The organism is Kitasatospora sp. NPDC094019 (assembly GCF_044764505.1).
In the GTDB taxonomy this organism is placed as follows: Bacteria; Actinomycetota; Actinomycetes; order Streptomycetales; family Streptomycetaceae; genus Kitasatospora.
Genome location: NZ_JBIWIF010000004.1, coordinates 36,056 through 53,965, shown reverse-complemented (window position 1 = coordinate 53,965; position 17,910 = coordinate 36,056). Strand labels below are relative to the sequence as shown.

At 72.6% G+C, this 17,910-nt stretch carries 18 protein-coding genes; 12 read left to right on the top strand and 6 right to left on the bottom strand.

The window, feature by feature from the left end:
* Nucleotides 1–125: 125 nt before the first annotated feature.
* The 10 genes from ACIQ9P_RS10395 (at nt 126) to ACIQ9P_RS10350 (ending at nt 12,611) form a co-directional block, all read left to right on the top strand.
* Nucleotides 126–548 carry a DUF1508 domain-containing protein gene (locus ACIQ9P_RS10395; protein ID WP_402352877.1) on the top strand — a complete coding sequence of 141 codons (423 nt, stop codon included), beginning with the start codon at nt 126–128 and terminating at the stop codon, nt 546–548.
* Nucleotides 538–945, top strand: coding sequence for a hypothetical protein (locus tag ACIQ9P_RS10390; RefSeq protein WP_402352874.1), 408 nt, complete (start codon nt 538–540; stop codon nt 943–945). Before ACIQ9P_RS10395 ends, ACIQ9P_RS10390 begins: the two co-directional genes overlap by 11 nt.
* A 376-nt stretch (nt 946–1,321) precedes the next feature.
* On the top strand, nt 1,322–2,389 hold the full coding sequence (locus ACIQ9P_RS10385; protein ID WP_402352871.1) for a substrate-binding domain-containing protein: 1,068 nt from the start codon (nt 1,322–1,324) through the stop codon (nt 2,387–2,389).
* A 208-nt stretch (nt 2,390–2,597) separates the two neighbouring features.
* Nucleotides 2,598–3,182, top strand: a complete 585-nt coding sequence (locus tag ACIQ9P_RS10380; RefSeq protein WP_402352868.1) for a hypothetical protein — start codon at nt 2,598–2,600, stop codon at nt 3,180–3,182.
* A gap of 406 nt (nt 3,183–3,588) precedes the next feature.
* On the top strand, nt 3,589–6,273 hold the full coding sequence (locus ACIQ9P_RS10375) for a hypothetical protein (protein ID WP_402352865.1): 2,685 nt from the start codon (nt 3,589–3,591) through the stop codon (nt 6,271–6,273).
* A gap of 111 nt (nt 6,274–6,384) precedes the next feature.
* Nucleotides 6,385–7,404 (top strand): phosphate ABC transporter permease subunit PstC, encoded by a 1,020-nt coding sequence (gene pstC, locus ACIQ9P_RS10370; protein ID WP_402352862.1) that lies wholly within the window; start codon nt 6,385–6,387, stop codon nt 7,402–7,404.
* Between the two features lie 59 nt (nt 7,405–7,463).
* Entirely contained in the window at nt 7,464–8,714 is a 1,251-nt protein-coding gene (gene pstA / locus ACIQ9P_RS10365; RefSeq protein WP_402352859.1) for a phosphate ABC transporter permease PstA, read from the top strand.
* Between the two features lie 65 nt (nt 8,715–8,779).
* On the top strand, nt 8,780–10,708 hold the full coding sequence (locus tag ACIQ9P_RS10360) for a substrate-binding domain-containing protein (protein WP_402352856.1): 1,929 nt from the start codon (nt 8,780–8,782) through the stop codon (nt 10,706–10,708).
* Entirely contained in the window at nt 10,705–11,646 is a 942-nt protein-coding gene (locus ACIQ9P_RS10355) for a sortase (RefSeq protein ID WP_402352853.1), read from the top strand. The genes ACIQ9P_RS10360 and ACIQ9P_RS10355 overlap by 4 nt, the downstream gene beginning before the upstream one ends.
* Nucleotides 11,647–11,834: 188 nt before the next feature.
* On the top strand, nt 11,835–12,611 hold the full coding sequence (locus ACIQ9P_RS10350; RefSeq protein ID WP_402353884.1) for a phosphate ABC transporter ATP-binding protein: 777 nt from the start codon (nt 11,835–11,837) through the stop codon (nt 12,609–12,611).
* Between the two features lie 42 nt (nt 12,612–12,653).
* Here ACIQ9P_RS10350 and ACIQ9P_RS10345 read toward each other — a convergent pair whose 3' ends face one another.
* Entirely contained in the window at nt 12,654–13,493 is an 840-nt protein-coding gene (locus ACIQ9P_RS10345) for an HAD-IIB family hydrolase (RefSeq protein WP_402352850.1), read from the bottom strand.
* Between the two features lie 198 nt (nt 13,494–13,691).
* On the opposite strand from ACIQ9P_RS10345, the gene ACIQ9P_RS10340 reads away from it, so the two are divergent.
* Nucleotides 13,692–13,868: a hypothetical protein gene (locus tag ACIQ9P_RS10340; RefSeq protein ID WP_375918863.1), complete on the top strand. Its 177-nt coding sequence runs from the start codon at nt 13,692–13,694 to the stop codon at nt 13,866–13,868.
* 54 nt (nt 13,869–13,922) lie between these two features.
* Here ACIQ9P_RS10340 and ACIQ9P_RS10335 read toward each other — a convergent pair whose 3' ends face one another.
* The 5 genes from ACIQ9P_RS10335 to ACIQ9P_RS10315 form a co-directional block, all read right to left on the bottom strand.
* Nucleotides 13,923–14,324 carry a DNA-binding protein gene (locus tag ACIQ9P_RS10335; protein ID WP_402352847.1) on the bottom strand — a complete coding sequence of 134 codons (402 nt, stop codon included), beginning with the start codon at nt 14,322–14,324 and terminating at the stop codon, nt 13,923–13,925.
* Entirely contained in the window at nt 14,321–14,569 is a 249-nt protein-coding gene (locus ACIQ9P_RS10330) for a hypothetical protein (RefSeq protein WP_402352844.1), read from the bottom strand. Before ACIQ9P_RS10330 ends, ACIQ9P_RS10335 begins: the two co-directional genes overlap by 4 nt.
* 91 nt (nt 14,570–14,660) lie before the next feature.
* Complete coding sequence (locus tag ACIQ9P_RS10325; protein WP_402352841.1) at nt 14,661–15,383, bottom strand: hypothetical protein; 723 nt, start codon at nt 15,381–15,383, stop codon at nt 14,661–14,663.
* A 94-nt stretch (nt 15,384–15,477) separates the two neighbouring features.
* Nucleotides 15,478–16,317 carry a hypothetical protein gene (locus ACIQ9P_RS10320; protein WP_402352839.1) on the bottom strand — a complete coding sequence of 280 codons (840 nt, stop codon included), beginning with the start codon at nt 16,315–16,317 and terminating at the stop codon, nt 15,478–15,480.
* Nucleotides 16,314–16,859, bottom strand: coding sequence for an RNA polymerase sigma factor (locus ACIQ9P_RS10315; RefSeq protein WP_402352836.1), 546 nt, complete (start codon nt 16,857–16,859; stop codon nt 16,314–16,316). Before ACIQ9P_RS10315 ends, ACIQ9P_RS10320 begins: the two co-directional genes overlap by 4 nt.
* 85 nt (nt 16,860–16,944) lie before the next feature.
* Here ACIQ9P_RS10315 and ACIQ9P_RS10310 point away from each other — a divergent pair, with 85 nt between their 5' ends.
* Nucleotides 16,945–17,856, top strand: a complete 912-nt coding sequence (locus tag ACIQ9P_RS10310) for a serine/threonine-protein kinase (protein WP_402352833.1) — start codon at nt 16,945–16,947, stop codon at nt 17,854–17,856.
* Nucleotides 17,857–17,910 lie beyond the last annotated feature (54 nt).

The window sequence follows — 17,910 nt, the reverse complement described above, 5'->3', positions numbered from 1 at the left end:
AAGTTTAACGAGAGAGAACTTCGCGGCCAACGGAGAAAGTTGTGCATTTCGTGGCCTTCCGGCGCTCTCGTGTGCACACATAGCTTTACTCCCGTCTCGGAGAGAAACCGGACCGTGGGGGAGCAGTGGACGCGTCTGGCCGCGGTCACACCGCAGCAGGGGCAAGTCGAGGGGGATTCCGGGCCGAACGGGCACCGGACGGGCGGTACCGCTGGCAACTGAAGGCGCCGAACGGGCGTGTTGTCGCGGTCACCGCGGCCGCGTACGAGACGGCCGCGGAGGCGGAGCGCGGCTTCGACGGCTTACGGGTCGTCGCGGACGGGCTCACCGCCCGGATCACGCACGTCCGGGACGGCATCGGTTGGGTCTGGGTGATCCCGGGCAGCCGCAACCTCCCGGAGGTGCGGTCGAGCCGTGCCTACGAGCGGTACGCCACTTGTCAGAACGCCTTCCGGCGCTTCGTGGTGCTGCTGGCGAAGCAGCCGGCCCTCGAACGCCCCGAACCGATCGAGCGGGGGCCGTCGTTGAGAACGTCCGATGTCCGCTGAGCGACGCGGGCCGCGCCTGCTCTCCGTCCCGGTCGGCGACCGTTCGCTGACCTGGGCGCTGCGCGCGGCTAACGGGAGACAGCTCGGCGTCGGCGTGCGCACCTATCGCACCGAGCTCGAACTCACCGACGCCGTAAGGGAACTGATCATCGAGCGGACCGCGCTGCGGTGCGCCGTCGGCCAGTCCGAGGCCCGGCTCTGGGTGTGGACGGCGCACCTGCCGGTCCGCACCACCCGGCCGGGCGCCGCCGAGGCGGCCGGCCCGGTGGCCCGCAGCGCCCGGGGCTATCTCCGGCGCGACCAGTGCCAGGCCGGCGTGACCGGATTCCTGGCCGGACTCCAGCGCCTGGGCCAGGAGTCGCGCCGCCCCGACCGGGAGGACAACTGGCCGTTCTGACGGCCCGTCCGCCGTCCCGCAGCCGCCCTCGGGCGGCTGTTCGTGCTGGCCCGGCGCAAGAACCGCCTTCCCCCTCTTCCGGTGAAGCCCAGGTATCCGGCAACCCCCCGAGCCGCCACCTGGAGAAGAACGTCACCGGCCTCCCACCTGCGACTTTCCCACCCTCCGCGGCCGGGCTGACCTGTCGCTAAACCTCTCCGAACCGAGAAATCGACAATCGGCGGCGGCCTTGGTCGGCCCTTCCGACGGAACCGGGCCGACCGACAGGATCGGCACTGCCGGAGCGGCCACCGCGGACGTGGCCACCGGCCCTGGGAACTGACCACCAGTACCCGGGCACAGCGATGTACTGCTCTCCCACCGGAGGAAGAGGAACATGCGCAAGACCGCTGCCAAGCTGCTCGCCATCGCCGCCATCGCCACCTCGGTCGCGACCGTCGCCTCGGGCACCGCCGTCGCCGACCCGTCGACCCTGCCGCTCGCGCAGGACATCGTGGGTGTCGGCTCGGACACCACCCAGGCCGTCCTGAACCAGTTCTCGACCGACTACAACGCGTTCCTGGGCGCCAGCAGCACCCTCCCGCGTCTGTACAGCTGGGACGCGACGGGCACCTCGCCGATCGTCACCAAGACCGGCGCCACCACGCCGTTCAACCGTCCGAACGGTTCGAGCGCCGGCATCTCCGCGCTGGACGCCACCTCCAAGACCACGGTCGACTTCGCCCGCTCCTCGCGTGGCCCGAAGAACAGCACCCCGACCGTCCCGGGTGACCCGACCACCGACCTGTTCGTGGCCTTCGCCAAGGACGCGGTCTCCGTCGCCACCACCACCACGGGCAGCAACGCGCCGACCAACCTGTCCAAGAACGACCTGATCAACATCTACAACTGCACCTACACCAACTGGAACCAGATCCCGGGTTACACGGGCGCCGGCGGCACCATCAAGGCGTTCCTCCCGCAGGTCGGCTCCGGCACCCGCTCCTTCTTCCTGCAGGCCCTCGGCCTGAGCAACGGTGGCGCCTGCGTCCTGGCGAACCCGACCGTCCAGGAGAACCAGGGCACCGACACGCTCCTGAACGACCCGAACGCGATCGTCCCCTACTCCGCCGCCCACTACATCGGCCAGGTCTACAACGGCCACAGCAGCGGCAGCGACGCTGCGGGCGCCCTGACCATCCGTTCGATCGACGGCATCGCCCCGGTCGACGGCACCAACGCCCTGTCGGCGACCTTCGCCAACACCGCCTTCGGCCGCGTGGTCTACAACGTGGTCCGCGAGGCCAACTGGAACGCCACCGACACCCAGGGCACCGCGCTCCGCGCGATCTTCGGCACCAACGGCTGGGTCTGCAAGAACGCCACCGCCACCGCCGACATCAAGAGCTACGGCTTCCGCACCCTGCCGGCCGGCGCCTGCGGCAGCACCACCCACGCGATCTGATCGCAGCACTTCCGATCGCAGCACACCGTACTTCCGGCGGCCGGGGGCTCGCGCCCCTGGCCGCCGGCCACGCCGGGACGTCCGGAGCGACTCCGGGCGGGCCGGCGGCACCACCGCACCACCGCAGGACCGCACCACCTTGAGAACGCACCACCGCACCACGGCCCCATGGCCGAACCGTTCCACGTTGCACACCAAGGAGAGCAGTATGTCCCGCACCAGCGCCCGTCTCGCCGCCGTTGCCACCGCTGTTGTGCTCGCCACCACCGGCGCGGCCACCTCGGCCTCCGCCGCCACCCCGGCCACCGGCAGTGCCGTGGTGAACGAGAGCAACACCTTCCTGATCAACTCCCTCTCGGCGGGCGTCATGGTCTTTGCCCTCCCGACGGCCACGGGCTCCTACGACAGCGCCACGGGCCTGTCGGCCGCGTTCCCGGTGACCGGCGGTGCCGCCAACCTCCCCGGCTACTACGGTGACGTCCAGCTGGGCGGCGGGCTGCTCTTCATCAACCTGCGCACCGGCAAGACCGCCGTGTTCAAGAACCTGTCCTTCAACGTGGGCAACTGGCAGATCACCGGTGTCCCGCAGGGCGGCACCACCCCGGTCGCGCTGCTCGACCCGGCCGGCGACACCTCGGTCGCCGGCAACGCCGCCGCCAGCACGCTGACCGCCAGCGACCTCCAGGTGGACGAGGAGGGTGCGAAGTATCTCGACACCAAGCTGAACACCACCTTCTTCACCGCGGGTCAGTCGGTGGGTTCGCTGAACCTCACCTTCAAGGCCGGCAGCTGACACGCACCAGGTAACGGCGGCGGGGTCCGGATGTCCGGGCCCCGCTGTTCCGCGCTCGGGGAGCGCTGCCGTGAGTCGTGATCAAACAGTGCTGTTCGCAGGCGAGTTGTGGCCTCGTACACCCTGGCGATCCACGGCGGCCATGTACGGCTGGCCGAATGGTGACTGACCATCGGCGGCATCTGGCCAACTCGCGCCGGGGTCCGGCCGGTTCCCCGTCTACGCGCGAAGCGCGGTCCTGGAGGTGCACGTCATGAGAGTCCGTCCACCGGGTTCGAGAGCCGTGGGGAGGTGGAGGAGGGGACTTCTGGCACTGGGGACGGCCTGGGCCGTTGTGGGGGTCTCGGCGATCCTGCCACTGGGCGCGGGAACGGTTCCGCAGGCGGCGGCGGCCACGGCGACGACCGTGGACGGGCCGGCCGTCTGGCGCCCCGCCACCCAGGACTACGGCCCCAAGGGCAAGATCACCGTCTCCTCCACCAGCAACCTGGGCAACGAGGTCGTCCACGTCTCCTGGGAGGGCTTCACCCCGACCGTCGACCCGCTGGGCGTGCCGGTGAAGTTCGTCAAGCTGAACAGCCCCACCGGCCAGGAGCTCTACCCCGTCCGGATCTACCAGTGCCGGGGCACCAACCCCACCGTGCACGACTGCTACGGCAGCACCAAGTTCAACCAGGACCCGGCCAAGGGCTTCCTCCAGCCGGCGCCCCCGCCGGGAACCACCACGCCGGAGTACCCCTTCAACGGCGCGGTCCGGGTCACCGGCCCCGACGGCCGCGGCGAGGCGGACATCGAGGTGTGGACCTCCCAGGAGAGCCAGAGCCTCGGCTGCGACTCCACCCACCCGTGCTCCTTGGTGGTGGAGGCCAACTACGGCGGTGACTCGCTCGGTTGGAGCAACGACAACTACCAGATCGACTGCGCGAACCACACCCTCGACAACCCGGTCGAGAGCGGCTACTTCGCGACCGCCTCGGAGTCGATCTTCGCCATGAGCGGCGCGGAGAACGACACCTGGAACCCGGGCGAGAGCTGCGCCTGGGCGAACCGGGTCGTCGTCCCGCTCTCCTTCGCGCCGACCGCGGGCGACTGCCCCAGCGCCTCGCAGGACCTGCTGGTCGCCGGCCTGGCCATGGCCAACCGCGCGATGCAGCAGTGGCGCGCGGGCCTGTGCCAGGGCTCGAACGCGCTCGGGGTGGACTACATCGGGAACCAGGGCGAGCCGCAGACCCGGGCGAACTTCCGCAAGCAGACGGGGCCGGACATCGGCCTGACCGCCCTCCCGGAGAGCGAGCCGGCGAACCGGCCGTACGTCTACGCGCCACTCGCGACCACGGCGATCTCGGTCGCCTACGTGGTCGACGACGTGGCGAACTCCGGCCAGATCAAGACGCTGAACCTGACCCCGCGGCTGCTGGCGAAGATGCTGACCCAGTCCTACGCGATGGTCAAGGGCGTCACGATCGACTCGGTCGCGAACAACCCGGTCTGCATCTTCGAGGACAAGGACTTCCTCGACCTCAACCAGCTGGACCCGGAGAGCGGCCAGCGCTGGCCCAAGTGCACCGACCAGGCGTGGCTGGCCGACTCGGCGCCGATCGTGCTCGGTGGCACCACCGACCTGATCTACCAGCTGACCTCGTGGATCGCCGCGGACCCGGAGGCCGCGGCCTTCCTGCGCGGCGAGCCGGACCCGAACGGCATGCACGTCAACACCTTCTACCAGCAGCCCGCCTTCCCGGGTTACCCGGTGGACGCCATCAGGGTGCAGGACTACTCCGGTCCCGGCGACTGGAAGATGTACGAGATGAACCCGCTCAACAACGGTCTGGCCCAGGTCGCGCGCAACCTCCTGATGGCCAAGCCGACCTGCCAGTCCCCGTACCTCGACGTGGACGGCAAGCACCCCGGGTGCGCACCGGTCGACCCCGGCCGCCGCGGGCTGTTCGCGATCATGGACAGTGGCCAGGCCAAGGCGTACGGCATGCCGGAGGCGGCGCTCCGCAACCCGGCCGGGCAGTTCGTGAAGCCGACCCTGGACAGCCTCGGGGCTGCCGTCGGTGTCATGCCCGTCGACCCCGTCACCGGCACCCAGAAGCTGCCGTACGGCGTGGCCGGGACCGATTTCGCGAATGCGGCGCAGGCGTACCCGCTGTCCGTCGTGCAGTACGCGATGACGCCGACCGGCGGTTTGTCCGCGGCGAAGGCGAAGGCGGCGTCGGACTTCCTGCGCCGGGTGACCGACCCGGCCGAGGGCCAGCGCTACGGCAACGAGCCCGGTCTCCTGAGCCCCGGGTTCCTCGCTCTGACGGACGCCCAGCAGGCCCAGGCGCGGTCGGCCGTGACGCACGTCGCGGCGCAGGACGGCACCTACCCCGGCAACCAGACCGCGCCCAAGCCGACCGAGCCCGAGGGTGAGAACGGCGGCCAGACCGGTGGGACCGACGGCGGAACCACCGGCGGGACCGACGGCGGAACCACCGGTGGCACCGACGGCGGAACCACCGGTGGCACCGACGGTGGGAGCACGGGCGGGACCGGCGGCGGCGACGGCGGAACCACCGGTGGGACCACCGGCGGCTCCGGCGGTACGACCGGCGGCTCCACGGGTTCCACGAGCACGGGCGGTTCGACCGGGACCACCGGTTCGACCGGTACCTCGGGTTCGACCGGTACCTCGGGTTCGACCGGCAGCAAGGTGTCCACCGGCTCGGGCACTACGGGTTCGGGGTCGACGGGTTCGGGTTCGGGTTCGACCGGTTCGACCGGTTCGACCGGCACCGGATCCGGCACCGCCGCGACTCCCGCGGCCGCCGCACCCGCGGCCTCGGCCAAGGCGACCCCGACCCCGGCCCCGACCCCGGCCGCCACCACCGGGCCGCTCGCCGCCGCTCCGGTCGCCGCCGGAACCCCGGTCGCCGACCGGTCCGGCGGAGCCAGGCTGCTGCTGCCGATCGCGCTGATCGCCGGCGCGGTCCTGCTGGTGGGAGGCCCGCTGGCGCTCGTCCTGGCCGGTACTCCGGCCGGCGCGCGGATCGCCACCGGGGCGTCCGGGCTCTGGACGCGTCTGCGTCCGGGCCGTCGCGGCTGACGACGCACGTTCCGACTCGGCGGGGCCGCTGTCCCGGCCCCGCCGAGTCCCTTCCCCGACCCCGTCATTCCCCCCGCACCTGCCCGTACCGAGCGCGCCGGAGAGCAGACCATGACAGCCGCCGCCGAGCCCGCGACACCGTTCGCCGAGACTCCAGGCCAGCCGGACCACGACACACCTCGCACCATCACCGCCCCGTCCACGCCCGGTGACCGGGTGTTCCGCGGTTTCCTGCGGGCGTCGGGGCTCTCAGTCTTCGCGATCATGGGCCTGATCGCCTTCTTCCTCCTCCTGCGCGGCGCCGACGCGCTCCGCGCGGTCGGCTTCTCCTTCTTCACCGAGCAGAGGTGGCTGCCCCAGGCGCACATCTTCGGTATCGCCGCGGTGCTGCCGAACGGCCTGCTGATCGCCGTCATCGCCCTGCTGATCGCGGTCCCGGTGGCACTGACCTCGGCCGTGTTCATCTCCGAGTACGTCCCGGTCCGGCTCCGGGCGACCCTGATCTCGCTGGTCGACCTGATGGCCGCGATCCCCAGCATCGTCTACGGCCTCTGGGGTCTGTTCTTCCTCCAGCCGCGGATCATCGGCTTCGTCCGCTGGATGTCCGACCACCTCGGTGGCGCGATCCCCTTCCTCAAGGTGCGCACCGGTGACATCGCCAGCTCCTACACCTCGTCGACCTTCATCGCCGGCGTCGTCGTCTCGCTGATGATCATCCCGATCGTCACCTCGCTCAGCCGGGAGGTGTTCTCCCAGGCGCCGCAGGGCGAGCGGGAGGGCGCCTACGCGCTCGGCTCGACCCGCTGGGGCATGGTGCGGACCGTGGTGCTGCCGTTCGGCCGCGGCGGTGTGATCGGCGCCGTGATGCTCGGCTTCGGGCGCGCGATGGGCGAGACCATCGCCGTCGCGCTGATCATCTCGCCCAACTTCGAGCGGATCAGCCACGTCCTGGAGAGCGGTGCCAACTCGATCTCCGCGCTGATCGCCCTGCGCTTCGGCGAGTCGGACCCGCTCTCGCTCTCGGCGCTGATGGCGGCGGGTCTGGTGCTGTTCGGGCTCACCCTGCTGGTCAACATGGCGGCCGGGCTCGTGATCAACCGGTCCCGCTCCGGCGCGGCCACGGCGGACTGACCCGTGAACCGAATCCCCCGCCCCCGCCCGTTGCCGCCCCGTTGTGAAGGGACGACCCGATGACCACACTCGATCTGCCGGCCGAAACCGCTCCGGCCCCGGCCCCGCGGGAGGCCGCGCCGCCGACCGAGCGCCGGATCAGGATCGGCGGGGTGACCCGTGAGGACGTGCTGACGATCCTCGGCGCCCTGACCGGTTCGCTGGCGCTGGACTGGATCCTCTACGAGCGCGTCATGCCGTTCAGCGGAGCGTTCGGCTTCCTGCTCTGCTGGTACCTGCTGTTCATCGTCGGCTACGGCCTGCTCGGCCGGCTCCAGTGGGGTCCGATGCTGGTGCGCGAGCGGCTGGTGTCGGTGGTCGCCTGGAGCGCGGGCCTGGCGGTGGTGGCGCTGATCGCCGACCAGATCGGCTACGTCGCGATGCGCGGCTACGAGGCGGCCCAGCACCTCAACTTCTTCACCGAGTCGATGGAGACGACCTCCGCGCTCTCGCCGATCACCTCGGGCGGCGCGCTGCACGCGATCCTCGGTTCGCTCGAACAGCTCGGCCTGGCCACCCTGTTCGCGGTGCCGCTGGGCATCTCGGCGGCCGTCTTCATGTCCGAGGTCGGGGGCCGGCTGGCCCGCCCGGTGCGGACCCTGGTGGAGGCGATGACGGCGCTGCCGTCGATCGTGGCCGGCCTCTTCGTCCTCGGTGTCGTGATCATCACCCTGGGCTTCGAGAAGAGCGGTTTCGCCGCCTCGCTGGCCCTGACGGTAATGATGATGCCGATCGTCACCCGGGCCGCCGAGGTGGTGATCCGGCTGGTGCCGGGCACGCTGCGGGAAGCCTCCTTCGCCCTCGGCGCCAGCCAGTGGCGCACCGTGTGGAACGTCGTGCTGCCGACCGCCCGGCCCGGTCTGGTGACGGCGGTGGTGCTCGGCATGGCGCGGGGTGTCGGCGAGACCTCGCCGGTGCTGCTGACCGCGGGCTTCACCACCCAGCTCAACACCAACCCGTTCAGCGACCGTCAGGTGTCGCTGCCGCTCTTCATCTGGAACTACGTCAAGCAGCCGTACCCCGACATGGTCGCGCGCGCCTTCGCGGCGGCCCTGGCACTGATGCTCATGGTGCTGATCCTCTTCGTCACCGCGCGTGTGCTCGGCGGCCGCCGTCCCGGTCAGCTGACCCGCCGCCAGCGCCGGCGGATCGAACGGGGAGCCCGGGCCGCCGAGCGGTCCTCCCACGAGCGCCGGACGGCCGCGGCCGCCGGACCCGCCGTGGCGGGAGCGCACCGAACCTCCGGAACCGCCGCGGCAGGAGCGAGCTGATGTCCGTAACAACCACCCACCGAACCAGAGGAGTTCCCATGTCGTGGGAGGCTGTTCGCCGACCCGTGGCACGTACCGCCGCCATGCTGCTCACCCTGTGCCTGACCGCGGCGGCACTGCTGCTGGGACAGGCCGTCCCGGCGTTCGCGGCCACCACGCTGAACGCCGACGGGTCGAGCTGGGCCGGTCCGGCCATCGACCAGTGGCGCAATGACGTCAACCCGTTGGGCATCAAGATCAACTTCAGTCCGTCCGGCTCGGCCGCCGGCCGCAGCCAGTGGGCGATCGGCCAGAACGACTTCACCGCCTCCGACGTGCCCTTCCGGACCCAGCAGGACACCGGCGTCGGCCAGGGCGGTCACGAGAACGGTTCGGGCAACGTCGAGAACCCGGTGTACGGGTACTCCTACGTCCCGATCACCGCGGGCGGCACCGCGTTCATGTACAACCTGACCGTCGCCGGCAAGCAGGTCCGCGACCTGCGGCTCTCGCCCAAGACCATCGTCGACATCTTCACCCGCAAGATCACCAACTGGAACGACCCGAGGATCGCCGCCGACTACGGCAAGGCCCTGCCCTCGATCCCGATGATCCCGATCGTCCGCTCGGACGGTTCGGGCGCCACCGCCCAGTTCACCCGGTGGATGCAGCACACCTTCCAGGCCGACTGGGAGGAGTACTGCCGGAGCATCAACAGCGTCACCTGCGGCGACTACACGGAGTTCTTCCCGAGGACGTCCCAGACGAAGGCGCTGAACGGCTCCGACGTCGTCGCCAACTACATCATGGGCTCCGCCGGTGCGGGCACCATCGGCTACGACGAGTACGCCTTCGCCAAGGGCAGCGACTGGCCGGTCGTCAAGGTCCTCAACCCGGCCGGCTACTTCACCCTGCCCACCGCCTCCAACGTCGCCGTCGCCCTGACCGCCGCCAAGATCCGCGGCGTCGACGACAGCACCCCGGCGAGCGACCCGAACTTCCTGCAGCAGAACCTCGACGGCGTCTACGTCAACAGCGACCCGCGGTCCTACCCGGTCTCCAGCTACAGCTACCTGATCGTCCCGCGCAAGGACGCCGCGCTCCCGCCGCCGCCGCGCTTCGACGACCCCAAGGGCAACGCGCTCAGCCGTTTCATCTCGTACGTGCTCTGCGCCGGTCAGGGCAAGGCCGACGAGCTGGGGTACTCGCCGATCCCCCGCAACCTGGTCCGCGGCGGCATCCTGCAGACCCAGCACATCCCGGGCAACGCCAGCACGGTCGACCCCAACACGCTCGCCAACTGCCCCAACCCGACCTTCACCGGCGAGGAGCTGACCGTTCTCAAGAACGCCCCGCAGCCCAGCCCCTGCGACGCCAAGGGCGCCCCGCTGGACTGCAAGGTGGAGAACGGCAAGCCGGTCACCGGCGGGACCACCTCGGGCGGCTCCGCCACCTCCGGTGGCGCGGCCACCGGCGGTTCCGCTTCGGGCTCCGGCGGCGCGGCCACCGGCGGCGCGACCGGTGGCGCGGCCACCGGCGGTTCCGCTTCGGGCTCGGGCGGCGCGGCCACCGGCGGCGCGGCCACCACCGGCGGCACCGGCAAGGCCACCACCACCAAGACCCCGGGTGCCACCGGGACCGGCTCCACCGGCTCCACCGGCTCCGCGACCGGCGGCGCCGGAACCACGGGCGGCACCGGCGGTGACGCCGGCACCGGAGGCGCGGCGGCCGACCCCAACGCCGCGGCCGCCGGCGACCCGAACGCGGTCGTCGACGGCGACGACCCGACCGCGGAGCAGGTCGTGGACCCGCAGACCGGCCAGGTCGTCGCGCGCGGCCGGGGCAGCGGCACCGCCACCGAGGTGGCCGCCGACGTGGTCGAGGTCGCGGGCCGTCCGGAGGACTGGACCCTGAGCACGCTCACCGCGCTGGAACTGCTCGCCGTCGTCATCGTCCCGCCGCTGCTCGGCCGCCGGCTGCTGCGCCGCCGGTCGCAGACGGGCGGCCGGTCATGACGGCGCCCGCCCTGGAGAAGCCCGCCGGGACGGCGCGCACCGCGCCGTCCCCGGCGGAGGCGGCACCGCCCGCCGCCCCGGCGCCGGAGACCGCTCCGGCCGGGGGCGGTGGCTCCGGCCGGACGGCCAAGCGGGTCAGGTTCCTCCAGGCGGCCTGGGCGGTGAGCCTGCTCGCGGCGCTCACCATGGGGTTCGTCGGCTACCTGTTCACCCTGTCCCACGTCCAGCAGAAGCACTTCCAGTCCACCGCCTACAAGTCCTTCCGGGACCAGCTCGCCAAGGCGGTCGCCCCGACCGGCAAGGCCGCCGACGGCTCCCCCGTCGCACTGCTGGACATCCCGGCGATCGGGCTGCACCAGGTGGTCGTGGTGGAGGGCACCACCGGCCGGGACCTCATGCGGGGGCCCGGCCACCGCCGGGACACCGCGCTGCCCGGGCAGACCGGGGTGGCGGTGCTGTTCGGCCGGGGGGCGACCTTCGGGGCGCCCTTCGGCGAGCTCAACAAGCTGCGGGTCGGTGACCGGATCGAGGCCACCACCGGCCAGGGCAGGTTCACCTACACCGTCAACGTGTACGGCAGCGAGGACCACCCGATCGTCGACCCGGTCCGCAACCGGCTGGTGCTGGTCACCAGCGACTCCGACTGGATCCCGGAGTCCACGGTGATGATCGGGGCCCGGCTGGACGGCGACCCGGTGGTCAACCCGGGCGGGCGTCCCGCCGCCGTGCCGTACGACAAGGCGCTGGCCGCCGACAAGGGCGCGCTGGCCGCGCTGCAGCTGTGGTCGCTGGGACTGCTCGGCGCGGTGGTCGCCGTCGTCGTGCTGGCCCGGTACTGGCACCGCTCGGCCGCCTACCTCAGCCTCGCGCCGGTCGTCGGCGCGCTGCTCTGGGCGGTCTACGAGAACGCCGCCGCCCTGCTGCCCAATCTCTACTGACGCGCGCCCGGAGGACCGTACCGATGACCGACGCACCGATGACCGACATACCGCCCAACCACGTCCCGGGGGCCGACGAGGCCACGATGACCCTGCCGGTCGTCCCGGCGGGCGCCGGACCCGCCGGCGACGACGGGCAGCTGCTCTACCCGCAGGACGCGCACTACCAGGGCTACGCCGAGCAGCCCGTGCTGGCCGGGCTGGAGACCCGTGAGGTCTCCGCCTGGTTCGGCGCCCGCAAGGTGCTGGAGCGGGTCTCGCTCGCCATGCCGGCCGGCGAGGTGACGGCCCTGATCGGGCCGTCCGGCTGCGGCAAGTCCACCTACCTGCGGATCCTCAACCGGATGCACGAGATGGTCCGCGGCGCCGCCCTCTCGGGCGAGGTCCTGCTGGACGGCGACGACGTCTACCGCCCCGGCCGCCGCCCGGCCGAGGTGCGCCGCCGGATCGGCATGGTGTTCCAGCGGCCCAACCCGTTCCCGGCGATGTCGATCAAGGACAACGTCTCCAGCGGGCTCAAGCTCGCCGGCATCAAGGTCGGCCGGGACGAGCGCGAGCACCTGGTGGAGACCAGCCTGCGCCAGGCCGGCCTCTGGGACGAGGTGGCCGCCCGGCTGGAGGCCCCGGGCGGCTCGCTCTCCGGCGGGCAGCAGCAGCGCCTGTGCATCGCGCGGTCGCTGGCCGTCTCGCCGGACATCCTGCTGATGGACGAGCCCTGCTCGGCCCTCGACCCGACCTCGACCCGCCGGGTCGAGGAGACCATCGCGGAGCTGCGCGGGCAGCTCACCATCGTGATCGTCACCCACAACATGCAGCAGGCCCAGCGCGTCTCGCAGTCCTGCGCGTTCTTCCTGGCCACCCACGACACCCCGGGCCGGATCGTCGAGGCCGGGCCGACCGAGCAGGTCTTCCACCAGCCGCGCGACCAGCGGACCTCGGACTACGTCAACGGCCGCTTCGGGTAACCGGACCCGGGCAACCGGACCCGGGTGCCCGCCCGCTCGCGCCTACTCGCCGCGGTGCCGGAGGATCTCCTCCAGCACCGCGGCGACGCCGTCCTGCTCGTTGCTCACGGTGTGCCGCGCCACCGCCGCCAGCACCTGCGGGTGGGCGTTGGCGACGGCGTACGCCGTCCCCGCCCAGGCCAGCATCTCCAGGTCGTTCGGCATGTCGCCGAAGGCCACCACCTCGCTCCGCCCGATCCCCAGCCCGGCACACCAACGGGCCAGCGTGCTGGCCTTGGTGACGCCGGGCGCGCTGATCTCCAGCAGCGGGATCGGCGCCGAGCGGGTGATCTCGGCGAGGTCCCCGGCGGCCTCCCTGGCCTCGCCGAGCAGCTTGTCCGGGTCCAGGTCCGGATGCTTGGCGAGCACCTTGAACAGCCCGCGCACCGGACCGTCGGCGCCGAGCAGCTCCTCCGCCGGACCGACCGGGTGGTTCTCGTCCGAGCCCCACATCCGGACCTCGTAGCCGGGCTCGCGGGCGAACCCGTCCGGGTACTCGAAGGCGAACGCGACCCCGGGCAGCTTGGCCCGCAGCCGTGCGATCACGGCGAGCGACTCCGCCTCCCCGAGCGGGAACGACTCCAGCAGCTCGCCGCGGTGCACATCCACCACGGCGCCGCCGTTCGAGCAGATCGCCACCCCGTGGCCGCCGATGTGCGCGCTCACCTGCTGCATCCAGCGCGGCGGGCGCCCGGTCACGAACACCACCTGGATCCCGGCCGCCTCGGCGGCGGCCAGCGCGGCGGCGGTGCGCCCGGTGACGGTGCCGCCGGAGCAGAGCAGGGTGCCGTCCAGGTCGGTGGCGATCAGCCGGATCGGGGGAGCGGTGCGCGGTGTGGTCACCGCTCCATCTTCGCCCACCACCGCCGGGAGGTCACCGGGGCGGGTGGCCCGGCTCCGGGACCGGCGCCGGCCCGCTCCCTTCCGGCACGTTTCGGCCCCGGCCGCAACGGTTTCCGGCCGATCACCCCGCCCCCGGGGTGTCCCACCGCCCCCGACCGGGCAGGACTTCCCACGGCCACCCCGTCGGCAGGAAGAGCCATGCCAACTCGCCAGGTCCGAGACGAGAGCCCCCCGACCGCCCCCGAGGACGCCCCGCCGCCCTCCCGCGAGCCGGTGCTGATCGGCGACATCCTCTTCGACACCCTCGCCGAGCTCGCCCGCCGCACCACCCCCGCCCACCCCCTGCGCCTCCCCGCCCAACGGCCGCACCCCTGAGGCCGGGGCCGGGAGGCGGTGCGGTCGGCGTCGCCGCGTTCGGCCGGGTCCGGCTCAGACGGCGATGAGCCGGACCCGCGCGTCGCAGAGCCGGGCCATGTCGTCGACGTCCGAGGTGAGCATTGCTACCGGCCCCGGTTGGCGGAGCGCCATCTCGGCGACAGTGGCGTCGATGGCGTACTTGTGGCCGTGCAGACCGGCCTGCTTGAGCAGTGCTGCCGAGGCTCTGGCGGAATGCTCGGTCACCGGCTCGATCCGGACCTGGGAGAGGACCCAGTTCAGCCGGGCGGTGTTCGCCTTGGCGTGCGAGATCTCCACGATGGTGTTGGCGCCGATCACCAGACCGGCCGCCATCGCGTGGAACGCCTTGATCAGCGCGAGGACGCCACGATCCCGCGAGATCCAGGCGGACATCCCCTCGGAGTCCAGGACGACGGTCTCGATGCGCCCACTCACGCGGCGGCCGCTCCGCTGCCGGGTTCGGACGGACCGAGGATCCTCGCGTGGGCGGAAGCGAGTTCCTCCTCCGTGAAGGCGCCGTGCTCCTCCTCGTACTGGCGGAGTTCCTCACCGAGCAGTTGGTGTCTGATCTGCCGTGCCACTGCCTCGGCCACGTAGCCGGAGACGTTGTCCGTGAGCTTCTTCAGCTCGACGACCTGCTCGGTGGGCAGGGTGACGGTGATCCGTGTGGTGGCTGCCATGAGACGAGCATACCGCCAGTATGCGCGAGCCTGTCCCGGATGGCGGAGGAAGGCGGCTCCGCCCGCCGGCGCGGGCGGAGCGGGCCGCGGTTCAGGAGCCGAGGCGCTTCAGGGCCGCGGTGGTGATGCCCTCGACCGAGGTCGCGGCGCCGGTGAGCTCGACGACGGCGACCCGGGTGCCGCTGCGCAGGACGGCGACCCCGCCGCCGGCGGTGCCGTCGCCGCTGTAGGCCGGGTACCAGCGGGCGGTGCCGCCGGCGGTGGTCAGGGTGTGGGCCTTGCCGTAGCGCCAGTGGCCGGCCGGCTCGTCCTGGCAGTCCTCGACGAGCGCGACGAGCCGCTGCTCCCAGGCGGCGGCCGCGGCCCCGGTGGGGGCGCTCGCGGCCGCCTCGTTCAGCAGGCCGTCGGCGTCGAGGGTCCAGGCCGCGGACGCGTACGCGGTGGCTCCGCCCTTGGTCAGGTCGCGCATCGTCTGCTCGCCGGAGCAGGCGGACAGTGCCTGGCGTCCGGTCAGCGCGATGGTGGCGGCGACCGGACGCAGGCCCTGCCGGACGGCGTCCTCGCTCTGGACGAGGCCGGCGGAGCCGAGGCCGGTCGCGGGGACGGCGGCCGCGGCCGGCTGGGCGGCGGCGACGGCGGCCGCGGCCGGGGTGGCGGCGACGGCGGTGCGGTCCGCGACGCCGCGCGGGGCCTCGGCGGTGGCCGACTGGGTGCCGACGACGCCGGCCGTGATCAGCGCGGCGGCGAAGCAGGCCGCGGCGACGACCCGGTTGCGGCGAACGGACTTCGGCTGGACGGCCCGGTTCTCGGTCATCTGGTCCCCCTGGTGGTCGGGACGCCTGCTGCGTCCTCGTACAACCGGGGAGATGCCGTCCGGGAAGGGAAAGTCGGGGCCCCGAGCGGCTGTTTCACAGCTGTGACAGAGCGGTCCTGACGACGCGGTCCATCGCGGCCGTGCCCAGGCAGGCATCGACCTCCAGCACCGCGTAGTGGGTGCCGCTGCGCAGCACGGCGATGCCGCCGCAGGGCTCCTTGCCCTCGGGTGCCGTACCGGTGGTGTTGAGGTCTCCCCGGTAGGTGCCCATCCAGCTCGCGCTGACGGCCGGGCCGAGCCGCACCGTCATGGTCCTTCCGTAGACCCAGTGCCCCGGCGCCGCCTCCTGGCAGGACGCCTCCTCCAGCAGCAGGCGCTCGGCGAGGTTCTGCGCGCGGGAAGGGCTGGATGCCTCGGCGGCGACCTCGCGGGCGACCTGGTCCGCGTTGTCGGCGGCCTGGGTGGGGTCGTCCGGGGTGGTGCGGGTGCCGGTCACCAGCCCGCGGAAGTGGGCACCGGGCCCGCCCAGGGTCTGGGCGAGGGTCTTCTCGCCGGAGCAGGCCGCGTTGGCGTAGGCCCCGTCGCCGTAGCGGTCGGTGACGCGGATCCGCCCGGTGTCGAGGTACGGGCCGAAGGCCGCCGGTCCCAGCAGGTTCGCCGTCGTCAGCGGCCCGGTCGCACCGACAGCGGTGCCGGTACTGGCGGTGCCGGCAGCACTCGCGGTACCGGTCGGTGAGGCGGAGCCGGAGGCCGGGGCCGGGGGCCCGGGTGTCGGGACGGACCCGGCCCGCGGGTGCGCGTCGGCGCGGGGAGGGGCCGGCAGCACGAACCGGCCGGTCGCCACCCCGAGCGCGAGCGCGGCCAGCAGGGCGGCGACGGCGGACCAGGTCCGGACGACGGCGCGGCCGCCGCCCGCCGCGGGACCGTCGTTCACAGACCGGTGGCCAGGCGCTCGCGCATGAAGAGGCGGGCCCGTTGGATCCGGTCCTTGACCGTGCCCAAGGGGGCGTCCAGTTCCGCCGCCACCTGGGAGTAGGTCAGGTCGCCGAGGTCGCGCAGCACGAAGGACTCCACCAGGGCGGGGTGCTGCCGCTCCAGCGCGGCCAGCGCCTCCATCAGGTCCAGCCTGGTCCCGGCGATGACGCTGGTGGTGCGCGGGTCGACGGACTCGGGGAGATCGGCGTGGCTGTCCTCGGCGCGTCGGCGCATCGAGCGGTAGGTGGACCGGGCGGCGTTCGAGGCGATCACCGTCACCCAGCCCAGGAAGGAGCCGCGGCCCCGGTAGGCGTCCAGATGCCGGCTGATGGAGAGCAGCGCGTCCTGCGCGGCCTCCTCCGCGTCGGCGTGGTGGGGAAGGAAACGCGAGCAGCGGCGCAGCACCACCGGCCGCAGTCTGGCCAGCAGGTACTCCATCGACCCCGGTTCCCCCGCCTGGGCCGCCGCCACGAGCCGTTCCAGCTCGCCTTCCTCGAACACCCGGATCCCCCCGTTCGTCCCGCCGGTATCCCGTCCGTCGAAGAGGAGTTCCGTGCTCCCCCCGACTCCGGCAGAATGCTGCCACATGCGCAAGCTCGGCCGTTACCTCCTCCTGGAGCGGCTCGGAGCCGGCTCCTTCGCGACGGTCTGGATGGCCTACGACCCGGAGCTCGACACCGAGGTCGCGGTGAAGGTGCTGGCCGAGAACTGGGCCGCCAACGCGGATGTGCGCGAGCGGTTCCTGGCGGAGGCGAGGCTGCTGCGCCGGATCGCGAGCCCGCGGGTGGTCCGGGTGCACGACGTCGGGGTGCAGGAGGACCGGCCCTACTTCGTCATGGACCACGTGCGCGGCGGCACCCTGGCGGACCAGGTCGGGCGGTGCGACCCGCAGGAGGCGCTGCGGCTGGCCGCGGAGGCGGGCCACGCGGTCCAGGTCCTGCACGAGGCGGGCGTGGTGCACCGCGACGTCAAACCGTCCAACCTGCTGCTCGACGCCGACGTCGAGCCCGCCGCGGTGCTGGTGGCGGACCTGGGCAGCGCCAAGCAGCTGGCCGACGCGTCCGGGCTCACGGTGACCACGGGCACGCCCGCCTACATGGCGCCGGAACAGGCGTTCCAGACCGGCGGGTTCGACGGCAGGGCCGACGTGTACGCGCTGGCCGTCGTGGCCTACGAGCTGCTGACCGGGCAGAAGCCGTTCGGCCCGGGCGGGCGCGCCACGGCCCTGATGACCGACCGGCAGAGCGTCTCGACGCTGCCGGTGCTCCCGGCCGGAGCGGAGCTCCCGCCGAACGTCGCCGTGGTGCTGCGGGCCGCGATGTCCGTCGAGCCGGCGGACCGGCCGCCGACCGCCCGGGCCTTCGCGGACGCGCTGCTGGCTCCGGCCCCGCAGCTCCGGCCCCGGGATCGCCCCGGGTGGCCGACCCCGCGCGCGGTGTGGCTGGCGTCGGGCACGGTGTTCGCGGTGACGACGCTGCTGAGCTGGCTGCTGCGCTGAACCCGTGGCGGCGACGACGGCCGTCACGTCGGAGAGCGCCGGCCTCCGACGGCT